The sequence below is a fragment of the Streptomyces diastaticus subsp. diastaticus genome, assembly GCF_011170125.1.
Lineage (GTDB): Bacteria > Actinomycetota > Actinomycetes > Streptomycetales > Streptomycetaceae > Streptomyces > Streptomyces diastaticus.
This window is the reverse complement of sequence record NZ_BLLN01000003.1, coordinates 845,221-868,855: the sequence shown is the minus strand read 5'-3', so window position 1 is coordinate 868,855 and position 23,635 is coordinate 845,221. Positions and strand designations below refer to the sequence as shown.

Below are 23,635 nucleotides of genomic sequence, written 5' to 3'. Positions count from 1 at the left end.
CACGGGCCGGTCCCCGCACCGGGGGCCGGCCCGTGGTGTGCGCCGGGGTCCGTGCCGGGCGGGTCAGCCCGGGTGCGGGGTCCAGAACTCGGTGAGGGTCGCCGAGCCGGGCTCCAGGCTCTTCCAGGGTCCGGTGAAGGTCAGCAGGGCGAGGGCGGCGGTGGGGAAGCCGCGGCGGCCGATCAGCGCGGCGGCCTCCGGCTCGGCGCTGCCCGCGAGGACCTCGGTGATGCCCTGGACACCCGGGTTGTGGCCGACCAGCACGAGGTTGCGGACCTCGTCGTCGACCTCGTTGAGCACGGCGATCAGCTCGCCGGGCGACGCCTCGTAGACCCGCTCCTCGTAGGCGGTCCTGGGGCGCCGGGGCAGTTCGGCGACGGCGAGCCGCCAGGTCTCGCGGGTGCGGGTGGCGGTGGAGCAGAGGGCCAGGCCGAAGGGGAGGCCGGTGGCGGCGAGCCGGCTGCCGACGGCGGGGGCGTCGAGGCGGCCCCGGTCGGTCAGTGGGCGCTCGTGGTCGCTGCTGTCGGACCATTCGGCCTTGGCGTGGCGGACGACGGCGATGGTGCGGACGGGGGACGGTCCGGGGGTGGTCCCGGTGGACGACTCAGCGGCACTCATGATGCCCAGCTTCGCATGAAACGCGGGGTGGGGCGCAGGGAGTTGGCCCCTCGCTCCCCCTTCGGGGACCGGTGTTCCCCAAGATCAGCCGGGGTGGTGGCCGAGGGTCTGCTGGACCCGCTCCAGCAACTGCGGCAGGACCGGGTCGCCGCTCGCGGAGGCGGCGGTGGGCCCGAAGGCGAGCAGCAGCAGCGCGGCGAAGGTGAGCACGGGCAGGACCAGGGCCCACCAGGGCAGACCGGCGTGGGCGGAGGACGGGGCGGGGGTCCCGAGGGGCTCGGTCGTCGGGGCCTGCATGGCGCCTCCTGGCAGCGGTCGCACGCGTACATGACGGTGTGCGGCGCCGGCGGGCGGGCTGCGGGCCCCGGTGCGGCCGCACGCTTCGAACGTACGCGGGCGAGGGCGCCGGGCCCATCAGGCGTTCCACCCAGTCGCCCCTGACGCCCGCCCCCTAGGGGACGGTGGGGCCGGCCCCACCCCCGCCGGGGACGGGGCGATCCGGTGGCCCCGGCGCCTCAGCCCGGCGCCTCAGGGGGAGGCGATGACGGCGATGACGCCGATGATCACGCTGATGCCGAGTATCAGGCTGAGCAGGCCGAGAAACTTGCGCTGCCCGTTCGGAGGGTTCGGTTCCAGTACGCCCATGGCTCCAGTGTCGCACCGCCGCCCGGCCCCGGTGGACCCGGGTCAGGCCCGCGCGGCGGCCTCGTCCTCGATGACGCGGTTCTTGCCCGCGAGGACGCCGGCGACGATCTGCGGCACCATCAGGGCGGCCATCAGGGCGATGGGCAGGCCCCAGCCGCCGCTGTGCTGGTAGAGGACGCCGACCAGGAGCGGGCCGGGGATGGAGATGAGGTAGCCGGTGCTCTGGGCGAAGGCGGAGAGCGAGGCGACCCCGGGGCCGGTCCTGGCGCGCATACCGATCATGGTGAGGGCGAGCGGGAAGGCGCAGTTGGAGACGCCGAGCAGGACGGCCCAGAGCCAGGCACCGCCGACCGGCCAGAGGTAGAGCCCGGCGTAGCCCATCAGGCCGCAGGTGGCGAGGACGACCACGACCGGGCCCTGGCGGGGCAGGCGGGTCGCGACGCGGGGGATGACGAAGGCGAGCGGGATGCCCATGGCCATGGTCACGGCGAGCAGGATGCCGGCGGTGCCCGCGGCGACGCCGGCGTCGCGGAAGATCTGCGCCATCCACCCCATGGTGATGTAGGCGCCGGTGGCCTGGAGACCGAAGAAGACGGCCAGCGCCCAGGCGGTGGGACTGCGGACCATGCTGAGCTTGGCGGCCGGCGCCGCCGCGGTGTGGGGGGGTGCGTCCTGGTCCTGCCGCTCACGGACGAAGAGCAGCCAGGGCAGCACGGCGGCGACGCCGAGGGCGGCCCAGACCAGCAGGCCGAAGCGCCAGTCGTCGCCGAGCGCGCGGGTCAGCGGCACGGTGAGGGCGGCCGCGGCGGAGGTGCCGACGGCCAGCGCCATGGAGTACAGGCCGGTCATGGTGCCGACCCGGTCGGGGAACCAGCGCTTGACGATGACCGGCATGAGGACGTTGCTGACCGCGATGCCCATCAGGGCCAGGGCGCTGAAGAGCAGGAACGCCGGGGTGGCACCGGTGAAGGGGCGGACCAGCAGGCCGACCGCGATGGCGGCCATCCCGGCGCAGACCACGGCGGGCGGGCCGAAGCGGCGGGCCAGCCGGGGCGCCATGACGCCGAAGAGGGCGAAGCAGAGCGGGGGCACGGAGGTCAGCAGCCCGGCGACGCTGCCACTCATGCCCAGTCCGTCCCGGACCTCCTCCAGGAGGGCACCGAGGCTGGTGATGGCGGGGCGGAGGTTGAGCGCGGCGAGCACGACGGCGAACGGCATGAGCCGCACGGCCCAGGTGCGGACCGCGGAGTGCCCGGCGGTGGCGTGGGGCTGCTCGGTGGGTGCGGGCCGCTGGGCGGGGGCGGACCTCGTCTCGGTGTCGGTGCCTTCACGTGCCATGAGCACCATCATAGATTCATGGGATGATTGGTTGTCCAATCGTCGGACGGTGCGATGAGACACCCGCGCCGTCCGCTCGGCCCGGTCCGCGGAGGCCTTTCGGTACGGTCTGTGTCCACCGCCCCGCAGTCCTCGGTCCCTCCTTCCCGCCCCACCCCGCCCCACCCCGCCGCACCCGGCGCCGGACCACCCTCCCCGGCGCCGGGGCCCGACCGCACGAAGGTCCGACATGACGCTGACATCGCCCCGCCGCTCGGCCCTGTCCGAGCAGGTCATCGCCGAGCTGCGCCAGCAGATCACCTCCGGCGAGTGGCCCGTCGGCACACGCATCCCCACCGAGCCGGAGCTGGTCGAGCAGCTCGGCGTGGCCCGGAACACGGTGCGCGAGGCGGTACGCGCCCTCGCCCACAACGGCCTGCTCGACATCCGGCAGGGCTCGGGCACCTACGTGGTCGCCGCCAGCGAACTCGCCGGGGTGATGCACCGCCGGTTCGCCGACGCCGATCCCCGGCACATCGCCGAGCTGCGGGCCACCCTGGAGTCGACCGGCGCCGAACTGGCCGCCGCCCGCCGTACGGAGAAGGACCTCAAGCAGCTCGACGCGCTGCTGGACCGCCGGGAGGACGCCTGGGAGTCGGGCGAGGCGGAACGCTTCGTCCAGGCCGACGCCACCTTCCACCTCGCGGTGGTCTCGGCCTCCCACAACGACGTGCTGACCGCGCTCTACGCCGATCTCGGCGAGGTGCTGCGGCACTGGCTGCGCGGCGACATCGGCGACGAGCTCCAGCCGGAGAACCACATGGACCACGACCGGCTGGTGGACGCCATCCGCGAGGGGGACGCCGAACGGGCCGGGGCCGAGGCCGCCACCTACCCGCTGATGTGCCGGCCGGGCCGGCTCTGGCAGCGCTGAGCCCCGCGGCTCAGCGGGCGTGGCTGATCCAGGCGGAGCCGACCGTCTGCCAGCAGCGTCCGGTCAGCTCGACCGACCGGGCGGGGCCGACCTCGCGGGCCGGACCGTCCGTGTCCAGGTCCCACCACGCCCCGCACCGCAGATGCAGGCGCACCCGGTCGGGCTCGGGATACGGGTTGTGGCAGTACCCGACGACCTCCGAGCCCTCGGTGGTGAGCCGGCAGTCGGCGCCGAACGGGCGCGGCGGCGGGTCGTCCTCGGCCGCCTGCGCGGGGAAGGCCGTCAGCAGCGGCAGGAGCAGCGCGACCGCGGCCGCCGCCGCGCGGGGGCGGCGGGCGGCGGCCCGCCGGGGAGAGGCGGAGCGGGACGGGGGCAAGGACGCGTGCACGAGAGGGACCTCCTCGGCCGTACCGCGCCCGGGGCCCGCGGGGCCGGGGCGCTGCCGCACCACAAGGGGTTACTCGTGCTCCACCCTGCGGCCCGGCCGCCCGCACCGCCCGACGGCTCACCCGGACGGGTGACGCCCCGCCGCCCGCGGGAGGCGGGGACGGGGCGTCGGGAAGGCGCGTACGCCGAGGTCAGGCGCCGATGGCGTGCAGGCCGCCGTCGACGTGGACGATCTCGCCGGTGGTCTTCGGGAACCAGTCGGAGAGCAGCGCCACGACACCGCGGGCGGCGGGCTCGGGGTCGCTCAGCTCCCAGGTGAGCGGGGAGCGCTCGTCCCAGACGGTGGCGAGGTCCTCGAAGCCGGGGATGGACTTGGCGGCCATGGAGCCGAGCGGTCCGGCGGAGACGAGGTTGCAGCGGATGTTCTTCGGGCCGAGGTCGCGGGCGAGGTAGCGGCTGGTGGACTCCAGGGCCGCCTTGGCGACGCCCATCCAGTCGTACTTCGGCCAGGCGAGGGTGGCGTCGAAGGTGAGGCCGACGACCGAGCCGCCGCGCTTCTCCAGCAGCGGCAGCACCGCCATGGTGAGCGACTTCAGGGAGTACGCCGAGACGTGGACGGCGGTGCCGACCGACTCCCAGGGGGTGTTGAGGAAGTTGCCGCCCAGGGCGTCCTGCGGGGCGAAGCCGATGGAGTGCACGACGCCGTCGACCCCGGCGTCGTCGCCGTAGTGCTCGGCGACCTTCTCCGCGAGGGAGGCGAGCTGCTCCTCGTTCTGCACGTCCAGCTCGATGACCGGGACGGGCTTGGGGAGGCGCTTGGCGATCCGCTCCACCAGGGAGAGCCGGCCGAAGCCGGTGAGGACGACGTCGGCGCCCTCGTCCTGGGCGAGGCGGGCGACGTGGAAGGCGATCGACGCCTGGGTGATGACGCCGGTGACGATGATGCGCTTGCCTGCGAGAAGTCCACTCATGGCGATCAGTGACCCATGCCCAATCCGCCGTCAACGGGGATGACGGCTCCAGTGATGTACGCGGCGTCGTCGGAGGCGAGGAACCGGACGGCGGCGGCGATCTCCGCGGGCTGCGCGTAGCGGCCCAGCGGGACCTGTCCGACGATTCCGGCGCGCTGCTCGTCGGTGAGGACCTTGGTCATGTCCGTGTCGACGAAGCCCGGGGCGACGACGTTGAAGGTGATGTTGCGCGAGCCCAGCTCCCGGGCGAGCGACCGGGCGAAGCCGACCAGTCCGGCCTTGGAGGCGGCGTAGTTGGCCTGGCCGGCGGAGCCGACGAGGCCCACGACGGAGGAGATCAGCACGACACGGCCCTTGCGGGCTCGGAGCATGGCCCGGTTGGCCCGCTTGACCACGCGGAAGGTGCCGGTGAGGTTGGTGTCGAGGACGGAGGTGAAGTCCTCCTCGGTCATCCGCATCAGCAGCTGGTCCTTGGTGACGCCGGCGTTGGCCACCAGCACCTCCACGGGCCCCTGCTTCTCCTCGATCTCCTTGTAGGCCTGCTCCACCTGCTCGGCGTCGGTGATGTCACACCTGACGGCGAGGAAGCCGGCGGGCGGCTCACCGGAGCGGTAGGTGACGGCGACGTTGTCGCCTGCGTCGGCGAAGGCCTGGGCGATGGCGAGGCCGATGCCCCGGTTGCCTCCGGTGACGAGAACCGAGCGGCTCAACGGATCACCCTTTCGATAGCGGTTGTGCGGGCGCGACTACAGCCGAAAACCTATCGCTACGCGGTGTGAACCGAAGAATCGGTCACCGACAGGGGCCGGGGGGCGGCTCTGTCGGGTCCCTACAGTCCGGCCCGGCGGGGCCGGTCGCGCTTCGTGCCGCCCATACACTGGCCGAGGGGGTGTGGTCCCCCTTCACCATCGTTCAAGGAGACAGTGGATCGTGACGGACATCGTCGACGAGCTGAAGTGGCGCGGGCTGTTCGCCCAGTCCACCGACGAAGACGCTCTGCGCAAGGCTCTCGCGGACGGGCCCGTCACCTTCTATTGCGGGTTCGACCCGACGGCGGCCAGCCTGCACGTCGGTCACCTGGTGCAGGTGCTGACCATGCGGCGGCTCCAGCAGGCCGGGCTCAGGCCGCTGGCGCTGGTCGGCGGCGCGACGGGCCAGATCGGCGACCCGCGCCCGACCGCCGAGCGCACGCTGAACTCCCCCGAGACCGTCGCGGAGTGGGTGCACCGGCTGCGCGACCAGATCGAGCCCTTCCTCGACTTCGGCCAGGACCGGCCCAACGCCGCCCGGATGGTCAACAACCTCGACTGGACGGCGAACCTCTCGGCCATCGAGTTCCTCCGGGACATCGGCAAGCACTTCCGGGTCAACAAGATGCTCACCAAGGAGTCGGTGGCCCGCCGCCTGGAGTCCCAGGAGGGCATCAGCTACACCGAGTTCAGCTACCAGCTCCTCCAGGGCATGGACTTCCTCCAGCTCTACCGGAACTACGGCTGCACCCTCCAGCAGGGCGGCAGCGACCAGTGGGGCAACCTCACGGCCGGGATCGACCTGATCCACCGCCTGGAGCCGGACGCGCGGGTCCACGCGCTGGCGACGCCGCTGATGACCAAGGCGGACGGCACCAAGTTCGGCAAGTCGGAGGGCGGCGCCATCTGGCTGAACGCCTCGATGACCACGCCGTACGCCTTCTACCAGTTCTGGCTCAACACCGACGACCGCGACGTCTCGCGGTACCTGCGCATCCTGTCGTTCCGCGACCGCGCGGAGCTGGAGGAGCTGGAGAAGGTCACCGAGGAGCGGCCGCAGGCCCGCGCGGCGCAGCGGGCGCTGGCCGAGGAGCTGACCACGCTGGTCCACGGGGAGGACGAGTGCCGGGCCGTGATCGCGGCGTCCAAGGCGCTGTTCGGCCAGGGCGAGCTGGCGGAGCTGGACGCGGCGACGCTGGAGGCGGCCCTGCACGAGCTGCCGCACGTACGGGCCGACGGCTTCGCCCCGGTGGTCGACCTGCTCGCCGAGACCGGCCTGGTGGCGAGCAAGTCGGCGGCCCGCCGGACGGTGAAGGAGGGCGGCGCCTACGTGAACAACGCCAAGGTGACCGCCGAGGACGCCGTCCCGGGCCCCGAGGACCTGCTGCACGGCCGGTGGCTGGTGCTGCGGCGCGGCAAGAAGAACCTGGCCGCCGTCGAGATCGGCTGAGGTCCCGGCGCGTACGCGTGCTGCCCCGGTCCCCTCGGAAGGGGGCCGGGGCAGCGGCGTTCCGTCCGCCGGGTCAGGCCCGTGACCGGCCCTTGATCCTGGCCCAGAGGATGTCGCCGATCCAGACGATGAGGACGGCACCGGCGAGCTGGAGCACGTGCCTGATCCAGTCGATGCCCTTGGTGTCCTCGACGCCGATCCCGCTCGCCACGGAGTTGCCGATGATGCTGCCGATGATTCCGCAGATCACCGTCAGCCAGATGGGGATCTGCTGCTTCCCGGGCAGGATCGCTTTGGCGAGCAGACCCAGGATCAGGCCGACGATGATGGCCCACAACCAGCTCATGTCTCCTCCTAGGGGAGGCGTACTGTCGCCTCAGTCTCCGCCCGCGGGGCGTTCGGCGCATGTCGGGCACTTCGCCCCGGTCCCGCAAGGCCACCCGCCGGTGCCCGTGCGGGCGGGCGGGCGTAATCTGAAGGCCGCCGGGACGGTCGTCGGCCCGGTGACGACGGACCTGGTTTCTCCCGGGGCCCGAGAGGCCGAGGAAGGGTGGCGGAGCGGATGCGGAAGCGGCGCGGGGCCGAGGTCTTCCGGATCACCGGGGCCCGGCAGTCCCTCGCGGACGACGTACGGGGGCGCCAGCGGCGCTATGTCGTCGCGATGCTGGTGCGCACCCTCTCGGTGATCGCGGCGGCGGCCCTGTGGAACGTCGAGCGGTACGTGGCGATCGGCGCCCTCGTCCTCGGCGTCCTCCTCCCCTACGTGGCGGTGGTGATCGCCAACGCCGGGCGGGAGAACGCCCCGGGACTGCCCGACGCGCACGTCCCCTCCGGCCTGAAGGCGCTGCCCTCGGGGGCGTACGCGTTGCCGCGGACGGCCACACGGGAGTCCGACGGGGCGCGGAGCGAGGGCACGGCGTCCTCCGCCTGAGACCGCCGGGGCCCACCCTGGGAGCGGCCACCTGCTCTGAGCAGGGGTGTTTCCGCAACTCCCGGACCACGCCCGGGAAACCTCAAGAAAAGCTCAGATCAATCGTGTTGTTCCGGTGCACCACGACGGGTACCCCGTGACATACTTCGAAAGCGCTCCGCATCCCCCGTCGGAGCGACGGACCGACGCCGGGCAGCTCCCCCCGTGGCTGCCCGGCGTCGTTTTCTCTTCTGCTCCCCTTTCCCCCGCCGCGGCCCGTGTGTGCCGCGCGACGTACGGCGTCCTGTCAGCCCCGTTGTCGTGGAGACCCGGCGGGGCGGCGAGCGGCCCTCGGCCCGCCGCCCGGTCCGGGGACCCCCTCCGGGAGTCAGCGCGTTAGGGTCGCGGGGTGAACCTCCCCGACCTTCCCGGGCCCCTCGGCGGCGCCCGGCAGCCCGACGCCGTGATCTGTTCCGCGAAGGGGTGCCGGGCACCGGCCGTCTGGGTGCTGGCCTGGAACAACCCGAAACTGCACACTCCCCGGCGGCGCAAGACCTGGCTGGCCTGCGAGGAGCACCGCGAGCACCTCTCCCAGTTCCTGGGGATGCGCGGCTTCCTCAAGGACGTGGTGCCGCTCGCCGACTGGGAGGCGCCGGAGGAGGAGCGCTGAGCCGCCCGTACGCCGGTACGGGCCCGGGTCAGCCGCCGATGGCGGACATGGGGCGCTGGGGCTGGAGGAAGGAAGGGTCGTCGAGGCCGGAGCCGGCCTTCTTGCCCCACATGGCCTGCCGCCAGATCCGGGCGATCTCCTCGTCGGGCGCGCCGGAGCGCAGGGCGGCCCGCAGGTCGGTCTCCTCGGAGGCGAAGAGGCAGGTGCGGATCTGGCCGTCGGCGGTGAGCCGGGTGCGGTCGCAGGCGGCGCAGAACGGGCGGGTGACGGAAGCGATGACGCCGACGCGGTACGGGCCGCCGTCGACCAGCCAGCGTTCGGCGGGGGCGGAGCCGCGCTCGCCGGCGCCCTCCTCGGTGAGGCTGAAGCGGGTGCGCAGCGAGGCGAGGATGTCGCCGGCGGTGATCATGCCCTCCCGCTTCCAGCCGTGCTGGGCGTCGAGCGGCATCTGCTCGATGAAACGCAGTTCGTAGCCGTGCTCCACGGCCCAGGCGAGCAGGTCGGGGGCCTCGTCGGCGTTGTGGCCCGGCATGAGGACGGAGTTGACCTTGACCGGGGTCAGGCCCGCCTCGTGGGCGGCCGCGAGTCCGGCGAGGACGTCCTTGTGGCGGTCGCGCCGGGTGAGGGTCTTGAAGACCTCGGGCCGCAGGGTGTCCAGCGAGACGTTGACCCGGTCGAGTCCGGCCTCCTTCAGCGCGCCGGCGGTACGGGCGAGACCGATGCCGTTGGTGGTGAGGGAGAGCTGCGGCCTCGGGGCCAGGGCCGCGCACTCCTGGACGATGCCGGTCAGGCCGGGGCGGAGCAGGGGCTCGCCGCCGGTGAAGCGGACCTCGGTGACGCCGAGGGTGGTGACCGCGACGCGGACCAGCCGCACGATCTCCTCGTCGGTGAGGAGGTCCGGCTTGGCGAGCCAGCTCAGCCCCTCCTCCGGCATGCAGTAGGTGCACCGGAGGTTGCAGCGGTCGGTGAGGGAGACGCGCAGGTCGGTGGCGACTCGGCCGTAGGTGTCGATGAGCATGTGCCGCGCCAGCTCCCGTGATCGTCGTTGCGTTTCTCCCTGGCGAGCGTACGCGAGGCGGCGGGGAACGGCAGAGGCCCGGATCGCACGAGAAGGGGGCACGCGCGGGGCGGCCGGGTCGTGGGGATCTCCACGACCCGGCCGCCCGGGGTGCCGGGTCCCGGCGCCTGTCACCGGCCGTGGGGCCGGCGGGCGCGCCGGGGCGGCTCAGTGCGCGCCGGTGCCGGTCAGCGAGCGGACCTCCAGTTCGGCGTACTTCTCCTTGTCGGGGGTCTCCTTCGACAGGACGGTGCCGAGCCAGCCGAGCAGGAAGCCCAGCGGGATGGAGATGAGCCCCGGGTTCTCCAGCGGGAACCAGGCGAAGTCGACGGCCGGGAACATCGAGGTCTCCTTGCCGGAGACGACCGGCGAGAAGAGGACCAGCAGCACCGAGGCGGCGAGGCCGCCGTAGATCGACCACAGCGCGCCCTGGGTGGTGAAGCGCTTCCAGAAGAGGCTGTAGAGGATCGTCGGGAGGTTGGCCGAGGCGGCGACGGCGAAGGCGAGGGCGACCAGTCCGGCGACGTTGAGGTCGCGGGCGAGGGCGCCGAGGGCGATGGAGACGATGCCGATGGCGACGGTGGCCCAGCGCGCGGCGCGGACCTCCTCCTTCTCGGTGGCCTCGCCCTTGCGGATGACGTTGGCGTAGATGTCGTGGGCGAACGACGAGGACGAGGCGAGGGTGAGCCCGGCGACCACCGCGAGGATGGTGGCGAAGGCGACCGCGGAGATGGTGGCGAGCAGGATCGCGCCCCACGTGGAGTCGACGCCGCCGATGTGCAGGGCCAGCAGGGGCGCCGCCGTGTTGCCCGCCTTGTTGGAGCCGGTGATCTCCTCGGGTGAGATGAGCGCCGCGGCACCGAAGCCGAGGGCGATGGTCATCAGGTAGAAGGCGCCGATGATGCCGATGGCCCAGTTGACCGACTTACGGGCGGCCTTGGCGGTCGGCACCGTGTAGAAGCGGATCAGGATGTGCGGCAGGCCGGCGGTGCCGAGGACGAGGGCGATGCCGAGCGAGAGGAAGTCCAGCTTCGAGGTGGGCGTGAGGCCGTACTTGAGACCGGGCTCCAGGAACGCCGCGCCGTGGCCGCTGTTCTCGGCGGCGGTGCCGAGCAGGTCGGAGATGTTGAAGTTGAACTTCAGCAGCACCAGGAAGGTGATGAGCAGGGTGCCGAAGATGAGCAGGACGGCCTTGACCATCTGCACCCAGGTGGTGCCCTTCATGCCGCCGATCGTCACGTAGACGATCATCAGGACGCCGACCAGGGCGACGATGAGGATCTTCCCGCTGTCGCTGGTGATGCCGAGGAGCAGCGAGACGAGGACGCCGGCGCCGGCCATCTGGGCGAGCAGGTAGAAGATCGAGACGACGATGGTCGAGGTGCCTGCGGCGGTGCGGACCGGGCGCTGGCGCATGCGGTAGGCGAGGACGTCGCCCATCGTGTAGCGGCCGGAGTTGCGCAGCGGTTCGGCGACCAGCAGCAGTGCCACCAGCCAGGCGACGAGGAAGCCGATGGAGTAGAGGAAGCCGTCGTAGCCGAAGAGGGCGATGGCGCCGGCGATACCGAGGAACGAGGCGGCCGACATGTAGTCGCCGGAGACGGCGAGGCCGTTCTGGAAGCCGGTGAACTGGCGGCCGCCGGCGTAGAAGTCGGCGGCGTTCTTGGTCTGGCGGCCGGCCCACACGGTGATGACGAGGGTCGCGACGACGAAGAGGCCGAAGAGGGTGATGATCAGGGGGCGGTGCTGGCTTGCCTCGTTGGCGGCGAGATGGGCCGCTCCTGCCGCGAGCGCGGTCGTGGTGCTCATGCGTCGCCCTCCAGACGGGCCTTGATCGCCTCGGCGCGGGGGTCGAGCTTCTTCGCGGCGTGCTGGGAGTACCACCAGGCGATGAGGAAGGTGGTGGCGAACTGGCCGAGTCCGAGGACGAGGGCCACGTTGACGTTGCCGAAGAGCTCGGTCCCCATGAAACCGCCCGCGTAGTTCGAGAGCAGCACGTAGAGCAGGTACCACAGGACGAAGGCGATCGTCAGGGGGAAGGCGAAGGAGCGGTGGGCACGGCGGAGTTCGCCGAACTCCGGGCTTTCCTGCGCCTCCACGAACGCCGCCGTCGAGGGCATGGCAGGGGGCTTGTCGGGCGCTTCGCCCTTCGACGGGGGAGAGGCTTCGGTAGCCACGGAATCTCCTCGCGGTGCGGGTGCGGTGGTCGTTGACAGGTCCACCGGGCCGGTCGGTTCTGTCGGGACCGAGGGGCCCGGCAGCCCGGTCGTGCCGGACGGAACGGGTTGTTCAGCGGGGGTGGGCATGGTGGTGCGCGAACCTCACAGTGACGTGGATCACGCGACGGTCGCCGATGCTAGGTGGCCGGGGCGTGATCCGTAAGGGGGCGGACCAGGGGTGTTCCGCGAGGCCGCGGTACGGGCCGCCGGGAGTGCCCCTGGGTCTTGTCTCCCTGCTCAACGTCACGGGGGCCGGGCCGAAGTGGTTCACGGCGAAGTTGATTTCTTCCCCGAAGACCATTGCTGGCCGCGCGCCTTGGTGATTGGCTGCACTCTGCACACGCGTCATGTACCTGCCCAGGCACTCCTCGTTGCCGGGCGGTCGGTCCACGGTGCACGCACGCCGGGTCCTCCGCACGACTCCGGTCGGCCGGGGGGTCCACGCGTCCTGGGCGGCCGGGTGGTGCGCACTCCTTACAGAATTCGGAGAGCCTCATGACCGCTTCCTCCGCACGCGCGCGCCGCGCGTTCGCCCTCCCGATGGGACTGGCCGTGGCCTCGTCCCTCATCCTGGTCCCCGTCACGACGGCCACCGCGGCCGAGGCCGCTCCGGCCGCCACGACGGCCACCACCGCGGGCGCCGCCGACGGCGAGCAGACCAGCTACGTGGTGAACATCCTGCCGGGCAAGCTCGCCTCGGCCCTCGCCGAGAGAGCGATAACCAAGGCCGGCGGCACCGTCGTCAAGGCGTACCACAAGATCGGCGTCATCGTGGTGCACTCGGCGCGGGCCGACTTCGCCGAGAAGATACGCAAGGTGCCCGGCGTGCAGAGCGCCGGTGCGACCCGGACCACGCCGCTCGCCGCGCAGACCACCGACGACATCGGTGCCCCGGTGGAGCTGAGCGAGAAGCAGTTGGACGCGGCCGCCGCCAAGGCCGACGGCGACGAGGACCCGTTGCAGGGGCTCCAGTGGGACCTGCCGGCCATCAAGGCCGACAAGGCGCACAAGAAGTCGCTGGGTTCGGACAAGGTGACCGTCGCGGTCATCGACACCGGCGTGGACGACACCCACCCCGACCTGGCCCCCAACTTCGACCGCGCGGCCTCGGTCAGCTGCGTGGGCGGCGTGCCGGACACCACCGACGGCGCCTGGCGCCCGCAGGAGGGCGAGAGCGCGCACGGCACGCACGTGGCCGGCGAGATCGCCGCGGCCAAGAACGGGATCGGCATGACCGGCGTGGCGCCGGGCGTGAAGGTCTCCGGGATCAAGGTGTCGCAGCCGGACGGGTTCTTCTACACCGAGGCCGTCGTCTGCGGCTTCATGTGGGCGGCCGACCACGGGGTGGACGTCACCAACAACAGCTATTACACCGACCCGTGGATGTTCAACTGCACCAACGACCCGGACCAGAAGGCCCTGGTCCACGCGGTCGGCCGGGCCACCGCCTACGCGGAGCTGAAGGGCGCGGTCAACGTCGCCTCGGCGGGCAACTCCGACCTGGACCTGGCCGCCCGCACACTGCCCGACGACAGCAGCCCCAACGACTCGACCCCCGTCGACCGTGAGATCGACACGAAGACCTGCCTCGACATCCCGGCCCAGCTGCCGGGCGTCGTGACGGTCGCCGCCACCGGGGCGAAGAACCTCAAGTCGTCCTACTCCAACTACGGCAAGGGCGTCATCGACATCGCCGCCCCCGGTGGTGACTCGACCCGCTTCCAGGCTCCCGAGGCCCCGGCGGTCGACGGCCGCATCCTCGGCACCCTGCCGGGCGGCGGCTACGGCTACATGGCGGGCACCTCGATGGCGGGCCCGCACGTCGCGGGCGTCGCCGCGCTGATCAAGTCGACCCACCCGAAGGCCCCCGCCTTCCAGGTCAAGGCCCTGCTGAAGGCCCAGGCCGACACCATGGCCTGCCCGAAGCCGTACGACCTCGACGGTGACGGCGTCGAGGACGCCGTCTGCGAGGGCGGCAAGTCCGGCGCCGGCTTCTACGGCGCGGGCATGGCCGACGCGCTGGACGCGGTCACCAAGCGCTGAGCCGGGCGCCGGGCCGAGACCCGGCGCTCATTCATCGGGCCCGGGCGCTGGGCGCGGGACGACGGCGACGACGCCGACGTCCCGCCCCGCGCCCGGGCCTTTCGCGCGCCACTCCCCCGTCACGCGGCAGGATGGCCCGTATGACGGAGGAGACGGCACGGGAGTGGTGGGCGGCGCTCGGCGGCGCCCCGGAGCTGGTGGGGCGGATCACGGTGGACCGCGCGCCGACCGTGCTGGACCGGGCCGCGCTGCCCGCCGCCGGGCTGGCGCGCGCCGCGGTGGCCGTCTGCGCCCTGGCGGCCGCGGAGCTGGCGGCCGCCCGCGACGGCGGGCCGGTGCCCCGGGTGCGGGTGGCCGACCGGGCGGTGGCCGACGCCTTCCGCAGTGACCGGCTGGTCCGGTCGGCGGGCCGCGCGCCCGTCACCTTCGCACCGCTCTCCGGGTTCTGGCGGGCCGCCGACGGCTGGGTCCGCACTCACGCCAACTACCCGCACCACCGCGCCCGCCTCCTCGGCGTCCTCGCCCTGCCCACGGACGCCGGGCCCGGTGAGCTGGCGGGCGTACTGGCCGGGCGCGGCGCCGCCGCCACCGAGGAGGCGGTGCACGCGGCGGGCGGTCTCGCCGTCGCGGTCCGGGACCGCGACGCCTGGGCGCGCCACCCGCAGGGCGTGGCGGCGGCAGCGGAACCCCTGGTCGCGCGCCGGCCGGTCGCACCGGGCGGCGCGCCACTGCCACCGTCCGGCCGGTACCCGGCGGCCGGGTTGCGCGTCCTGGACCTGACCCGGGTCCTCGCCGGGCCCGTCGCCACCCGCACCCTGGCGCTGCTCGGCGCCGACGTGCTGCGGATCGACGCGCCGTGGCTCCCGGAGAGCCAGGACGCGCTGGACGACACGGGGATGGGCAAGCGCTCGGCCCGGCTCGACCTCGCCACCGCCGACGGCCGCGCGGTCCTCGGCCGCCTGCTGGAGACGGCGGACGTGGTGGTCACCGGGTACCGGCCGGGCGCCCTGGAGGCACTGCCCGGCATGGCGCCCGAGGAGCTGGCGGCGCGCAGGCCCGGTCTGGTGGTGGCCCGGCTCTCGGCGTGGGGCTGGTCGGGGCCGTGGGCCGGGCGGCGGGGCTTCGACAGCCTGGTACAGGCGGCGAGCGGCGTCGCGGTGGCCGAGCGGGGCCCGGCCGCGGCCGACGGGCCGCCCGGCGCCCTGCCCGCGCAGGCCCTCGACCACGGCACCGGCTACCTCCTGGCGGCGGCCGTGCTGCGCGCGCTGACGCACCGCCACCGCACCGGCGAGGGCACGTGCCTGCGGCTGAGCCTGGCCCGCACCGCGCACGCCCTGCTGCACGCGCGGCCGGTACCGGCGCCCGCCGGCGCCGAGGAGCCGCCGCGGCTGCGCGAGACGGTCACCGGCCGGGGGAGTCTGCGGTACGTGGCCTCCCCCGTGGAGTTCGAGGGCGGCCCGCGCGACTGGTCCCGGGCGTCCGGCACGTGGGGCGCGGACGCCCCGTGCTGGGAGGGGGCGGCGGGCGGAGCCGGACGGGGGTCCTCCCGTTGACCGCCGGGACTTGCCGTCCCCGCGCACGGACGGTGAAGATCCTGTAATGAGCCACATACGACCGCCCGCCGACGGCCCCCTCGGCACGTCCCGTCCCGTCGAGGACGCCCCGGCGACCGCGCCGCGGGCCGTCCGGCCCGCCCAGGTGGTCGCGGCGCCCTCGGCCGGGGGCGCCGTGCGTGCCCTGGCCGTGGTGGGCCTGCTGACGCTCGGCGCGCTCGTCCCGCTGCTCGGCCCCGGCCTGGCGCTGGACGGCACCGGCGAGGCCGTCTCCCCGGCGGCGCGGCCGGTCGGGGTGCTGCGGACGGTGCTCTTCGCCGCTCTCTGCGTCCAGGCGGGCGAGCTGTGGGTGGCGCGGATGGTCCCGGCGGTGCGCGGGGCCCCGGCCGGGCTGCTGCCGCGCGCCTGGTCGGCGGCGGCCGCCTGCTGCGGCCTGGTCGCGGCGGTCGCCCTCTCCGCGATCGTCGCCAACGGCAACGTTCCGCCCCGCGGCTGGTCCGAGTTGCGTTTCGGCGAGCTGTACGGCACCGGGGACGGGGTGCTGGCCCTGCTGGAGATCAACGCCTTCGCCGTGGCCTGGCTGCTGGCGCGCTCCCGGCGGCCCGGTTTCGCCGCGCTGCCGCTGGCCGTGCTGGTGGTGGCCGAGGCGGTGCGCGCCCATCCCGAGATCGAGACGCCGCTGATCGGCTCGGCGCTGACCCTGGTCCACCTGACGTGCGGCGCGCTGTGGGCCGGCGGCCTGCTCCAGGTGCTGCGCGTGCTGCGGCTCTGGCAGGGCCACGGCCTGCGGGAACAAGGGGCGGCGCTGCTGGCCCGCTACGCCCGCGCCGCCGCCTGGCTGTTCGCGGCGGTCACCGTGACCGGGACCGTCTCGACGCTGCGCCGGATGCCGCCGGACACCGTGCTGGAGCAGCTCGCCACGACCGGCTACGGGCGGACGCTGCTGGCCAAGCTGCTGCTGCTGGCGGTCGTCGCGGCGCTGGCACTGCGGGCCCGGCGCCGCGCGGTCGCCGCCGGGGACCCGGGGGCGGTGTTCGCCCCGGGCCGCGCGGAGGTGGCGTCGCTCGGCCTGGTGGTGGCGGTGTCGGCGCTGCTCACCGCGCTGCCCGTACCGATCCGCTGGTGACCCCTCAGGCGCCCACCGCCGGGCGGGGCTCGTCCGGTGCCGCCGCGGCGCCCGGCGCCCCGGCTGCCCGGAGCACCCCCGTGACCAGCAGGTACTGCGCGGCCAGGTAGGTCGACATCACCCAGAAGTCGTGTGGCGCGGGGGTGTGCCACTCGGCGATGTTCATGGCGATCAGGGCGTCCGACAGCAGGAAGAGCAGCCCGCCGGCGGCGGTGGCGGCGCCGAGCCGCAGCGCCCCGAAGGCCATCGTGGTGAGCAGCAGGCTGTACCCGGCGACCGGCAGCCTGAGCCCGGCGGGCAGGTCGGGCCAGAGCAGCGCCACGAGCAGGACGAGGGCGGCGGCGTAGGCCGCGCCGAGCGGCAGCGCGCGGCGCGGCACGGTGCCGTACCGGGCGAAGAGGCGGAGGTAGCAGAGGTGGCCGACGGCGAAGGAGCCCATGCCGAGGAGGAAGGCGGTGTCGTCCTCGAAGCGGAGCAGCGTGTCGCCGCCCCAGCCGAAGAGGGCGGCGGCGATCAGCGCCGGCGGCCCGCCGCGTACGGCGACCCAGGCGGCGAGGACGGAGAGCAGCAGCGGCTTGACCGCCAGGTGCAGCTCCGGGTACCCGGCGAGCAGGCCGCCGAGGTCCAGGGCGACGACCACGGCGAAGGCGGCGAGCAGCAGGCGCGCGGCGAGGGCCCGGCGCGGGGTCAGCGGGGAGGCGGTGCTCATCGGGTGGTCTCCGGGGTGACGGTGGCGGCCGGGGCGGGGACGGTGGCGGGCGGGTCGGGGGACCAGCCGGGGCCCCGGAAGACGCGGCCCGCCCGTTCGCGCCAGGTGGTGGCGGCGCGGATGTCCCGGGCGATGGCGGCGTACTCGTGGGTGGCGACGCGCAGCGGGTTGTAGGTCTCGATGTTCTTGGTGAGGCCGTAGACGGGGCGGACGGTCTCGGCGGCGAAGGAGCCGAAGAGGCGGTCCCAGACGATGAGGATGCCGCCGAAGTTGCGGTCCAGGTAGCCGCCCTGGGAGGCGTGGTGGACCCGGTGGTGGGAGGGGGTGTTGAAGAGGAACTCGACCGGGCGCGGCAGGCGGCCGATCCGCTCGGTGTGGACGCCGAACTGGTAGACGAGGTTGACCGAGGAGCAGAAGGCGAGCACCGCCGGGTGGACGCCGGCGAGGACCAGCGGCAGGTAGAAGGGCCAGGAGGTGAGGCTGGTCCAGGGCTGGCGGAGCGCGGTGGTGAGGTTGAACCGGCGGCTGGAGTGGTGCACGACGTGGCAGGCCCACAGGACGCGGACGACGTGGTGGCCCCGGTGCGACCAGTAGTAGAGGAAGTCCTGGGCGAGCAGGATCAGCGGCACCGTCCACCAGAGGACGGGGACGCGCAGCGGGGTCAGCTCGTAGGCCAGGGTGTGGACGGCGACGATCGGGATCTTCCAGAGGAAGTCGAAGCCGAGGCTGCCGATCCCCATGGTGACGCTGGTGGCGGCGTCCTTGGTCTCGTACCCGGCCTGCTCCTCGTCGGGATGGAGGCGTACGGTCACGATCTCGACGACGGTGAGCAGGACGAAGGCGGGTATGGACCAGAGCACCACGTCGGGCAGGTTCGGCATGACCGCACGGTAAGGCGGGGCGGCCCCTGGCGGGAGGGGTCCGGCCCGACAACTCTCACCGGAGGTGAGCACGCCCGCGTTGGCGGATTCCACCAAGTACACGCCCGGGCGCACGCCGTCTGACGCCCCGCCAGTTCCGGCGCGCGGTGCGCCCCGTCAGCCGGCCCGGGGAGCAGGGGGCAACCGCCCCGTCCGTCTTGTCGCACGCACCCCGTATTCTCTACGACCATGCTCGAAGACCACACGCCCGCATCCGCCTGGCCGGCCACCTACCCGACGGGTTATGCCGTGGTCGACGTCGAGACCACCGGTCTGGCCAGGGACGACCGCATCGTCTCGGCCGGTGTCTACCAACTCGACGCGCTGGGCCGGGTGGAGGACCACTGGTACACGCTGGTCAACCCGGAGCGCGACCCGGGCCCGGTCTGGATCCACGGGCTGACGAGCGGTGTCCTGAAGGACGCGCCGCTCTTCAAGGACATCTCGGACGAGCTGTCGGCGCGCCTCGCCGACCGGGTCCTGGTCGCCCACAACGCCGCGTTCGACTGGTCGATGCTGGCGCGCGAGTACGCCCGGGCCGAGCGGATCGCGCCGGTGCGGCAGCGGCTGTGCACCATCGCCCTCTCCAAGGAGCTGCGGCTGCCGCTGCCCAACCACAAGCTGGAGTCGCTCGCCGCGCACTTCGGGGTCGTCCAGGAGCGCGCCCACCACGCGCTGGACGACGCCCGGGTGCTCGCCGAGGCGTTCCGCCCGAGCCTGGCGGCGGCGGCCGGGGGCGGGGTGCGGCTCCCGTTGCTGGAGTGCCGCCCGCTCACCGAGTGGTCCGAGCCGCCCGCCACCCCGAGGATCGGCCGCCAGCCCTCCTACGGCGGGCCGGCCTCCTGGCGCCCGGCCCGCAAGCGCCCCGCCTGCCCCTACCCGAACCCGGGACGGTACGAGCCGGGCGGACGGCTGGTGCAGGGGATGCGGATCGCCTTCTCCGGGGACACCTCGACTGAGCGGGATCTGCTGGAGGACCGGGCCACCGAGGCGGGGCTGCACGTGGCGACCAGCCTCTCCCGGCTGACCAGCCTGCTGGTGACCAACGATCCGGACTCGGGGACGTCCAAGACGGTCAAGGCCCGCCAGTTCGGCACGCCGGTGGTGGACGAGGCGGCCTTCGGCCAGTTGCTCCAGGACGTGGCGCCCGCCCCGGGCGGCTGATCCGGCGGGCGGACGCGGGACGAAAGGGGCGGGCCCGGGCTGAGGGGCTCCGGGGCCGCCAGGTACCGTCGAGGCGTGTACCGCTTCCTGTTGTCCCGGCAGTGGGTGATCGTGACGCTGGTCTTCCTGCTCCTGATCCCCGTCATGATCGAGCTGGGTTTCTGGCAACTGCACCGCCACGAGCACCGCGTCGAGCAGAACGCGCGCATCGAGCGGTCGGTCAAGGCCGACCCCGTGCCGGTGCGGGAGCTGACCGGACCCGGCGGTTCGGTGGCCGAGGGCGACCGGTGGCGGCAGGTCACCGCCGAGGGCACTTTCGACCCGGAGCACGAGGTCGTGGTGCGCCGCCGCACCAACTCCGACGACAAGGTCGGCGTGCACGTCCTCACCCCCTTCAGGCTGGGCGACGGCACGGTGCTGCTGGTCAACCGCGGCTGGGTGCCCTCCGACGGTCCGCAGACCTCGCTGCCGGACATCCCCGCCCCGCCCTCCGGCGAGATCACCCTCGCCGGCCGGCTGATGCCGGACGAGACCACCGCCGCCAGCGGCATCAAGGACCTCAAGGGCCTGCCCGACCGGCAGATCATGCTGATCAGCAGCGGCCAGCAGGCCGACGCCCTCGGCGTGCCGGTCCTCGCCGGCTACGTCGAGCAGGTCTCCCCCGACCCGGGCGCCGACGGCCCCGAGCTGGTCAAGGGCCCGGACTACGGGGGCATCGGCCCGCACATGGCGTACGCCGTGCAGTGGTGGCTCTTCGCCGCGGCGGTACCGGTCGGCTGGGTGATCCTGGTCCGCCGTGACGCCCGCGACCGGCGCGAGGCCGCGGCGAAGGAGGCCGAGAGCGGTGCGGGCGGCGACGGCGGCAGCCCCGAGCCGGAGCCCGCCGCCGTCGGCGGCTGACCGCGACCGGCGTTCGCGCCCCCTCCCTCGCCCCCGCCCGTACCGGCACGGCAGGATGTGCGCCATGGATCTTGGACTGAAGGACCGCGTCTACGTCGTCACCGGCGCCACCCGGGGCCTCGGCAACGCCACCGCCCGCGCCCTCGCCGCCGACGGCGCGAAGGTCGTCGTCAGCGGCCGCGACCAGGGCACCGCCGAGCAGGCCGCCGAGGCGATCGGCCCGAACGCCGTCGGCGTCGGCGCCGACAACGCCGACCCGCGGGCCGCCGAGCGCCTGCTCGCCGCCGCCAAGGAGCACTTCGGCCGCCTCGACGGCGTCCTCGTCAGCGTCGGCGGGCCGCCGCCCGGCTCCGCCGCCTCCACCACCGACGAGCAGTGGGAGGCCGGTTTCGCCTCGGTCTTCCTCGGCGCGGTGCGTCTCGCCAGGGCCGCCGCGGCGGAGTTGGGCGAGGGCGGCGTCATCGGCTTCGTGCTCTCCGGCTCCGTCCACGAGCCGATCACCGGCCTGACCGTCTCCAACGGCCTGCGCCCGGGCCTCGCCGGATTCGCCAAGTCGCTGGCCAACGAGGTCGGCCCGCGCGGCATCCGGGTGGTGGGCGTGCTGCCCGGGAAGATCGACACCGACCGCATCCGGGAGATCGACGGCTTCGCCGAGGACCCGGCCGCCGCCCGCGCCGCCGCCGAGGCGTCCATCCCGCTGAGGCGGTACGGCCGCCCGGAGGAGTTCGGCCGCACGGCCGCCTTCCTCCTCTCCCCCGCCGCCTCCTACCTCACCGGCGTCATGGTCCCGGTCGACGGCGGCGTCCGGCACGGCTTCTGAGCGCCCGCCGGTCGCACCCGAAGGGGGCCCGGCGCGTCGCCGGGCCCCCTTCCTCCTCCGGACGCCTGCTCAGGAGACCCGTTCCGCCTTGTGGCGGGCCGCCTTGAGGACCACCTCGGCGGGCAGCTCGTCGCGGCCGAGGGCGCCCCGGGCGTCCCGCAGCCCTTGGCCGACCAGCCGCTCCAGCGTCTCGCGCGGACCGGCGTTCGGCTCCAGCCGCAGGCCGGCCCGCACCTCGGGGGAGCTGCGGCGGCCGCGTAGCAGCACCCTGGCCCGGTCGACGCCGGGCAGCCGCTCGGCCTCGTCGCCGAGGGCGTCCTCCACCGCGCGGCCCCGCACCTCGGCCCCGTCGCCGTCACCGGTGTCGACGGAGAGCGCGGTCAGGCGGTGGCGGCGCAGTTCGGCCGAGAGCCACCACAGGGCGAGCAGCAGGATGACCGCGAGGGCGGCGATCACCACCGGCCACCACCAGCCCTCTCCTCGCCAGCGGGTGCGGTTGGCCTCGGTGAGCAGCACCTCGTGACGGCCGTCGTAGATCCACCAGGACGGCGGCTTCACCCCGAGGCCGACCGCGAGGGTGGCGCCGCCCGCGACGATCAGCAGCAGGCCGGCCAGGGCGAGCAGGAGACGGTTGACCTTGGTTCGCACGCTGGTCACCCCTTTCGCTGGGGACGGACGACTTTGACCGACACCTTGGGCGGGCGGGCGAGACCGAGTTCCTCGACCGCGTCGCCGAAGGCGGACCGCAGGTCGGTGCGGACCTCGTCCACGTCGCGGAAGTGCGCGACGGCACGCACCTTGGCCTTGCGCCGCTTGAGCCGCACCTTGGCGCTCCGCACGCCGGGCACCTGCATCGCCCGGTCCCGCAGGGCCAGCGCGGCGGCCTTGCGGTGCAGCACGGCGCGGACGTCCGGGTGGACGCGGCGCATCTGCAGCAGGCGGCGGCGTCCGGGGGTGAGGGCGAGGAAGAGCAGCCACAGGCCGAGCGCGGTGGCGACGCCCGCCCCCACCAGCGTCCAGATGTCGTCCAGCGGGCGTTCGGCCAGCTCCCGGGCGAGGGTGCGGCGCCAGGCCATCGCCGGGTGACCGGCCCGGACCGCCACCACGTCGTACAGCAGGAGGCCGCTGGCGCCGAGGAGCACCAGGGCGGTGAGGGCGGCGGGAATCCGGCGCGCGGACCAGAAGCGGTGGGCGCGTCCGCCGGGCGCCAGTTCCGGCCCGCGCTCCGGCGGGGTGGCGTCCCGTACCCGCGGGTCCTTCTCCAGCACGCCGCCGCTGCCGGAACGGGTGGCGCCGTCCGGTCCGGGGGTCTCGCTCATCGGGCCCTCCCTTGCATCCGGCCCGTCGCGGCGTGCAACTTCTCGACCTGGACGGCGACCTCGGGCACCGTCATGCCGGTGAGCCCCTCGACGCGTTCGGTGACCCGGCGGCGTACGGCCCCGCACTGGCGGCCGATGTCCGTGGGGTAGCCCAGTTCGACGCTGACCCGGACCCGGGCACGGTCCTGGTGGATGCTGACAGTGGCGCGGGGCGGGTCCGCGTCCCGCTGGTTGCCGCGCAGAGCCTCCCGCGCGGCCTGCCCGGCGATCTTGGCGACGACCTGGTCCGCGATGTGCGTCTCGCCGCGTTCCGCCGGAGCGACCGGTCCGCTGGTCACAGGCGTCACCGGCGCCCGGTGTCACGTCCGCGTGAGCGGAAGAAGTCGCCCGGTTCCAGGTCTCCGTCGGCGAACCTGCCCGCGACGAAACCGACCGCGCCGAGCGCCGCCACCAGGACGAAGGCGCCGAACCCCCCGAAGTAACCGGCGAAGCCCAGCGCCAGGCCGGCCACCAGGCCGATCAGGGCCATGTTCATCTCGTACTCCTTCTGGCCGGCCCGGGCCGGCCGGTGCGGCCCGGGCTCGGGCGCCTGGGCGGACGGGTCACTGGAGGTTGCGGCCGTCGCCGCCGTCGCTGTCGTCGTCGTCCTCGTCCGGCAGCTTGACGTCGCTGACGGCGATGTTGACCTCGACGACCTCCAGGCCCGTCATCCGCTCGACCGCGTTCACCACGTTCTCCCGCACCGAGCGGGCCACGTCGGCGATCGACACGCCGTACTCGACGACGATCTCCAGGTCGAGGGCGGTCTGCACCTCGCCGACCTCGGCGCTGACGCCGCGGGTGACGGACTTGCCGCCGCCCGGCACCCGGTCGCGCATCGCGCCGAAGGTCCGGGAGATCCCGCTGCCCATGGCGTGCACGCCGCCGACGTCCCGGGCCGCGAGGCCCGCGATCTTCTCCACCACGCCGTCGGCGATGGTGGTCTTCCCCCGGGTCCCCGGGCCGCCGTGGCTCCGGCGGGCTCCCTGCTCCCCCTGGCCCTCGCGCTGTGTGGGCTCGGTCATCGCGGCACTTCCTTCCGCACGGTGATCCACTCGTGGCGCCCACGTTATGCCGGGTTGCCCCGTTTCGCGCCTTGGATGCGGCAGTCTGGG

The 23,635-nt window shown here is 73.9% G+C and carries 28 protein-coding genes; 10 read left to right on the top strand and 18 right to left on the bottom strand.

The genetic code is table 11. The annotated features are described in order from the left end of the window. Positions 1 to 63 precede the first annotated feature (63 nt). The 4 genes from Sdia_RS12310 to Sdia_RS12300 form a co-directional block, all read right to left on the bottom strand. Positions 64 to 618, bottom strand: coding sequence for a SixA phosphatase family protein (locus tag Sdia_RS12310; RefSeq protein ID WP_100453265.1), 555 nt, complete (start codon positions 616 to 618; stop codon positions 64 to 66). Between the two features lie 84 nt (positions 619 to 702). After that, positions 703 to 915 carry a hypothetical protein gene (locus Sdia_RS12305; RefSeq protein ID WP_100453264.1) on the bottom strand — a complete coding sequence of 71 codons (213 nt, stop codon included), beginning with the start codon at positions 913 to 915 and terminating at the stop codon, positions 703 to 705. Between the two features lie 231 nt (positions 916 to 1,146). Beyond that, positions 1,147 to 1,263 carry an SGM_5486 family transporter-associated protein gene (locus tag Sdia_RS30050; protein ID WP_258057159.1) on the bottom strand — a complete coding sequence of 39 codons (117 nt, stop codon included), beginning with the start codon at positions 1,261 to 1,263 and terminating at the stop codon, positions 1,147 to 1,149. Positions 1,264 to 1,305: 42 nt separating this feature from the next. Continuing rightward, complete coding sequence (locus Sdia_RS12300) at positions 1,306 to 2,610, bottom strand: CynX/NimT family MFS transporter (protein WP_115068545.1); 1,305 nt, start codon at positions 2,608 to 2,610, stop codon at positions 1,306 to 1,308. Positions 2,611 to 2,830: 220 nt separating this feature from the next. Between Sdia_RS12300 and Sdia_RS12295 the strand changes: the two genes are divergently transcribed. Further along, positions 2,831 to 3,514: a FadR/GntR family transcriptional regulator gene (locus Sdia_RS12295; protein ID WP_100453262.1), complete on the top strand. Its 684-nt coding sequence runs from the start codon at positions 2,831 to 2,833 to the stop codon at positions 3,512 to 3,514. A 10-nt stretch (positions 3,515 to 3,524) separates the two neighbouring features. Here Sdia_RS12295 and Sdia_RS12290 read toward each other — a convergent pair whose 3' ends face one another. The 3 genes from Sdia_RS12290 to fabG all read right to left on the bottom strand — a co-directional run bounded on the left by Sdia_RS12290 (position 3,525) and on the right by fabG (position 5,582). After that, a complete protein-coding gene (locus tag Sdia_RS12290) occupies positions 3,525 to 3,902 on the bottom strand; it encodes a hypothetical protein (RefSeq protein ID WP_229830610.1) in 378 nt (125 codons plus the stop codon). A 190-nt stretch (positions 3,903 to 4,092) separates the two neighbouring features. After that, a complete protein-coding gene (gene fabI / locus Sdia_RS12285; RefSeq protein WP_100453261.1) occupies positions 4,093 to 4,872 on the bottom strand; it encodes an enoyl-ACP reductase FabI in 780 nt (259 codons plus the stop codon). Between the two features lie 5 nt (positions 4,873 to 4,877). Beyond that, on the bottom strand, positions 4,878 to 5,582 hold the full coding sequence (gene fabG, locus Sdia_RS12280; RefSeq protein ID WP_100453260.1) for a 3-oxoacyl-[acyl-carrier-protein] reductase: 705 nt from the start codon (positions 5,580 to 5,582) through the stop codon (positions 4,878 to 4,880). A gap of 220 nt (positions 5,583 to 5,802) precedes the next feature. Between fabG and tyrS the strand changes: the two genes are divergently transcribed. Then, positions 5,803 to 7,071, top strand: coding sequence for a tyrosine--tRNA ligase (tyrS, locus tag Sdia_RS12275; RefSeq protein ID WP_100453259.1), 1,269 nt, complete (start codon positions 5,803 to 5,805; stop codon positions 7,069 to 7,071). Between the two features lie 73 nt (positions 7,072 to 7,144). Here the strand turns inward: tyrS and Sdia_RS12270 are convergent, their stop codons facing one another. Beyond that, positions 7,145 to 7,417 carry a GlsB/YeaQ/YmgE family stress response membrane protein gene (locus tag Sdia_RS12270; protein ID WP_100453258.1) on the bottom strand — a complete coding sequence of 91 codons (273 nt, stop codon included), beginning with the start codon at positions 7,415 to 7,417 and terminating at the stop codon, positions 7,145 to 7,147. 216 nt (positions 7,418 to 7,633) lie between these two features. Here Sdia_RS12270 and Sdia_RS12265 point away from each other — a divergent pair, with 216 nt between their 5' ends. Continuing rightward, the gene (locus tag Sdia_RS12265) at positions 7,634 to 8,002 is read left to right on the top strand and encodes a DUF3099 domain-containing protein (protein WP_229830607.1); all 369 of its coding nucleotides are present in this window, start codon (positions 7,634 to 7,636) and stop codon (positions 8,000 to 8,002) included. A gap of 388 nt (positions 8,003 to 8,390) precedes the next feature. Further along, on the top strand, positions 8,391 to 8,651 hold the full coding sequence (locus Sdia_RS12260; protein WP_100453256.1) for a hypothetical protein: 261 nt from the start codon (positions 8,391 to 8,393) through the stop codon (positions 8,649 to 8,651). 28 nt (positions 8,652 to 8,679) lie between these two features. Here the strand turns inward: Sdia_RS12260 and moaA are convergent, their stop codons facing one another. The 3 genes from moaA to Sdia_RS12245 all read right to left on the bottom strand — a co-directional run bounded on the left by moaA (position 8,680) and on the right by Sdia_RS12245 (position 11,828). Beyond that, positions 8,680 to 9,669: a GTP 3',8-cyclase MoaA gene (gene moaA, locus Sdia_RS12255; RefSeq protein ID WP_216631600.1), complete on the bottom strand. Its 990-nt coding sequence runs from the start codon at positions 9,667 to 9,669 to the stop codon at positions 8,680 to 8,682. 207 nt (positions 9,670 to 9,876) lie between these two features. Then, positions 9,877 to 11,517, bottom strand: coding sequence for a monocarboxylic acid transporter (locus Sdia_RS12250; protein ID WP_189500024.1), 1,641 nt, complete (start codon positions 11,515 to 11,517; stop codon positions 9,877 to 9,879). Next, positions 11,514 to 11,828, bottom strand: a complete 315-nt coding sequence (locus Sdia_RS12245; RefSeq protein WP_100453254.1) for a DUF485 domain-containing protein — start codon at positions 11,826 to 11,828, stop codon at positions 11,514 to 11,516. Before Sdia_RS12245 ends, Sdia_RS12250 begins: the two co-directional genes overlap by 4 nt. Before the next feature lie 594 nt (positions 11,829 to 12,422). On the opposite strand from Sdia_RS12245, the gene Sdia_RS12240 reads away from it, so the two are divergent. The 3 genes from Sdia_RS12240 to Sdia_RS12230 all read left to right on the top strand — a co-directional run bounded on the left by Sdia_RS12240 (position 12,423) and on the right by Sdia_RS12230 (position 16,649). Next, complete coding sequence (locus Sdia_RS12240) at positions 12,423 to 13,970, top strand: S8 family peptidase (RefSeq protein ID WP_100453253.1); 1,548 nt, start codon at positions 12,423 to 12,425, stop codon at positions 13,968 to 13,970. Positions 13,971 to 14,110: 140 nt separating this feature from the next. Beyond that, on the top strand, positions 14,111 to 15,523 hold the full coding sequence (locus tag Sdia_RS12235) for a CoA transferase (RefSeq protein WP_100453252.1): 1,413 nt from the start codon (positions 14,111 to 14,113) through the stop codon (positions 15,521 to 15,523). Between the two features lie 46 nt (positions 15,524 to 15,569). Next, positions 15,570 to 16,649 (top strand): CopD family protein, encoded by a 1,080-nt coding sequence (locus tag Sdia_RS12230; RefSeq protein WP_100453251.1) that lies wholly within the window; start codon positions 15,570 to 15,572, stop codon positions 16,647 to 16,649. Between the two features lie 4 nt (positions 16,650 to 16,653). Here the strand turns inward: Sdia_RS12230 and Sdia_RS12225 are convergent, their stop codons facing one another. Together Sdia_RS12225 and Sdia_RS12220 are read right to left on the bottom strand one after the other, a co-directional pair. After that, a complete protein-coding gene (locus Sdia_RS12225; RefSeq protein WP_100453250.1) occupies positions 16,654 to 17,358 on the bottom strand; it encodes a lysoplasmalogenase in 705 nt (234 codons plus the stop codon). Next, positions 17,355 to 18,239 carry a sterol desaturase family protein gene (locus Sdia_RS12220; protein WP_100453249.1) on the bottom strand — a complete coding sequence of 295 codons (885 nt, stop codon included), beginning with the start codon at positions 18,237 to 18,239 and terminating at the stop codon, positions 17,355 to 17,357. Before Sdia_RS12220 ends, Sdia_RS12225 begins: the two co-directional genes overlap by 4 nt. Positions 18,240 to 18,467: 228 nt before the next feature. Between Sdia_RS12220 and Sdia_RS12215 the strand changes: the two genes are divergently transcribed. From Sdia_RS12215 to Sdia_RS12205, 3 genes are all read left to right on the top strand, one after another. Then, positions 18,468 to 19,442: a DEDDh family exonuclease gene (locus Sdia_RS12215; RefSeq protein ID WP_100453248.1), complete on the top strand. Its 975-nt coding sequence runs from the start codon at positions 18,468 to 18,470 to the stop codon at positions 19,440 to 19,442. Between the two features lie 75 nt (positions 19,443 to 19,517). Further along, positions 19,518 to 20,342 (top strand): SURF1 family cytochrome oxidase biogenesis protein, encoded by an 825-nt coding sequence (locus Sdia_RS12210; protein WP_115068550.1) that lies wholly within the window; start codon positions 19,518 to 19,520, stop codon positions 20,340 to 20,342. A 64-nt stretch (positions 20,343 to 20,406) separates the two neighbouring features. Further along, positions 20,407 to 21,162 (top strand): SDR family oxidoreductase, encoded by a 756-nt coding sequence (locus Sdia_RS12205; protein ID WP_100453246.1) that lies wholly within the window; start codon positions 20,407 to 20,409, stop codon positions 21,160 to 21,162. A 69-nt stretch (positions 21,163 to 21,231) separates the two neighbouring features. Here the strand turns inward: Sdia_RS12205 and amaP are convergent, their stop codons facing one another. The 5 genes from amaP to Sdia_RS12180 form a co-directional block, all read right to left on the bottom strand. After that, positions 21,232 to 21,819 carry an alkaline shock response membrane anchor protein AmaP gene (gene amaP / locus Sdia_RS12200; protein WP_124287037.1) on the bottom strand — a complete coding sequence of 196 codons (588 nt, stop codon included), beginning with the start codon at positions 21,817 to 21,819 and terminating at the stop codon, positions 21,232 to 21,234. Continuing rightward, positions 21,816 to 22,481, bottom strand: coding sequence for a DUF6286 domain-containing protein (locus Sdia_RS12195; RefSeq protein ID WP_164379627.1), 666 nt, complete (start codon positions 22,479 to 22,481; stop codon positions 21,816 to 21,818). Before Sdia_RS12195 ends, amaP begins: the two co-directional genes overlap by 4 nt. After that, positions 22,478 to 22,828, bottom strand: coding sequence for an Asp23/Gls24 family envelope stress response protein (locus Sdia_RS12190; protein ID WP_189500023.1), 351 nt, complete (start codon positions 22,826 to 22,828; stop codon positions 22,478 to 22,480). The genes Sdia_RS12195 and Sdia_RS12190 overlap by 4 nt, the downstream gene beginning before the upstream one ends. Beyond that, positions 22,825 to 23,016, bottom strand: coding sequence for a hypothetical protein (locus tag Sdia_RS12185; RefSeq protein WP_100453242.1), 192 nt, complete (start codon positions 23,014 to 23,016; stop codon positions 22,825 to 22,827). The genes Sdia_RS12190 and Sdia_RS12185 overlap by 4 nt, the downstream gene beginning before the upstream one ends. A 67-nt stretch (positions 23,017 to 23,083) precedes the next feature. Further along, positions 23,084 to 23,545 carry an Asp23/Gls24 family envelope stress response protein gene (locus tag Sdia_RS12180; RefSeq protein WP_189500022.1) on the bottom strand — a complete coding sequence of 154 codons (462 nt, stop codon included), beginning with the start codon at positions 23,543 to 23,545 and terminating at the stop codon, positions 23,084 to 23,086. Between the last annotated feature and the right edge of the window lie 90 nt (positions 23,546 to 23,635).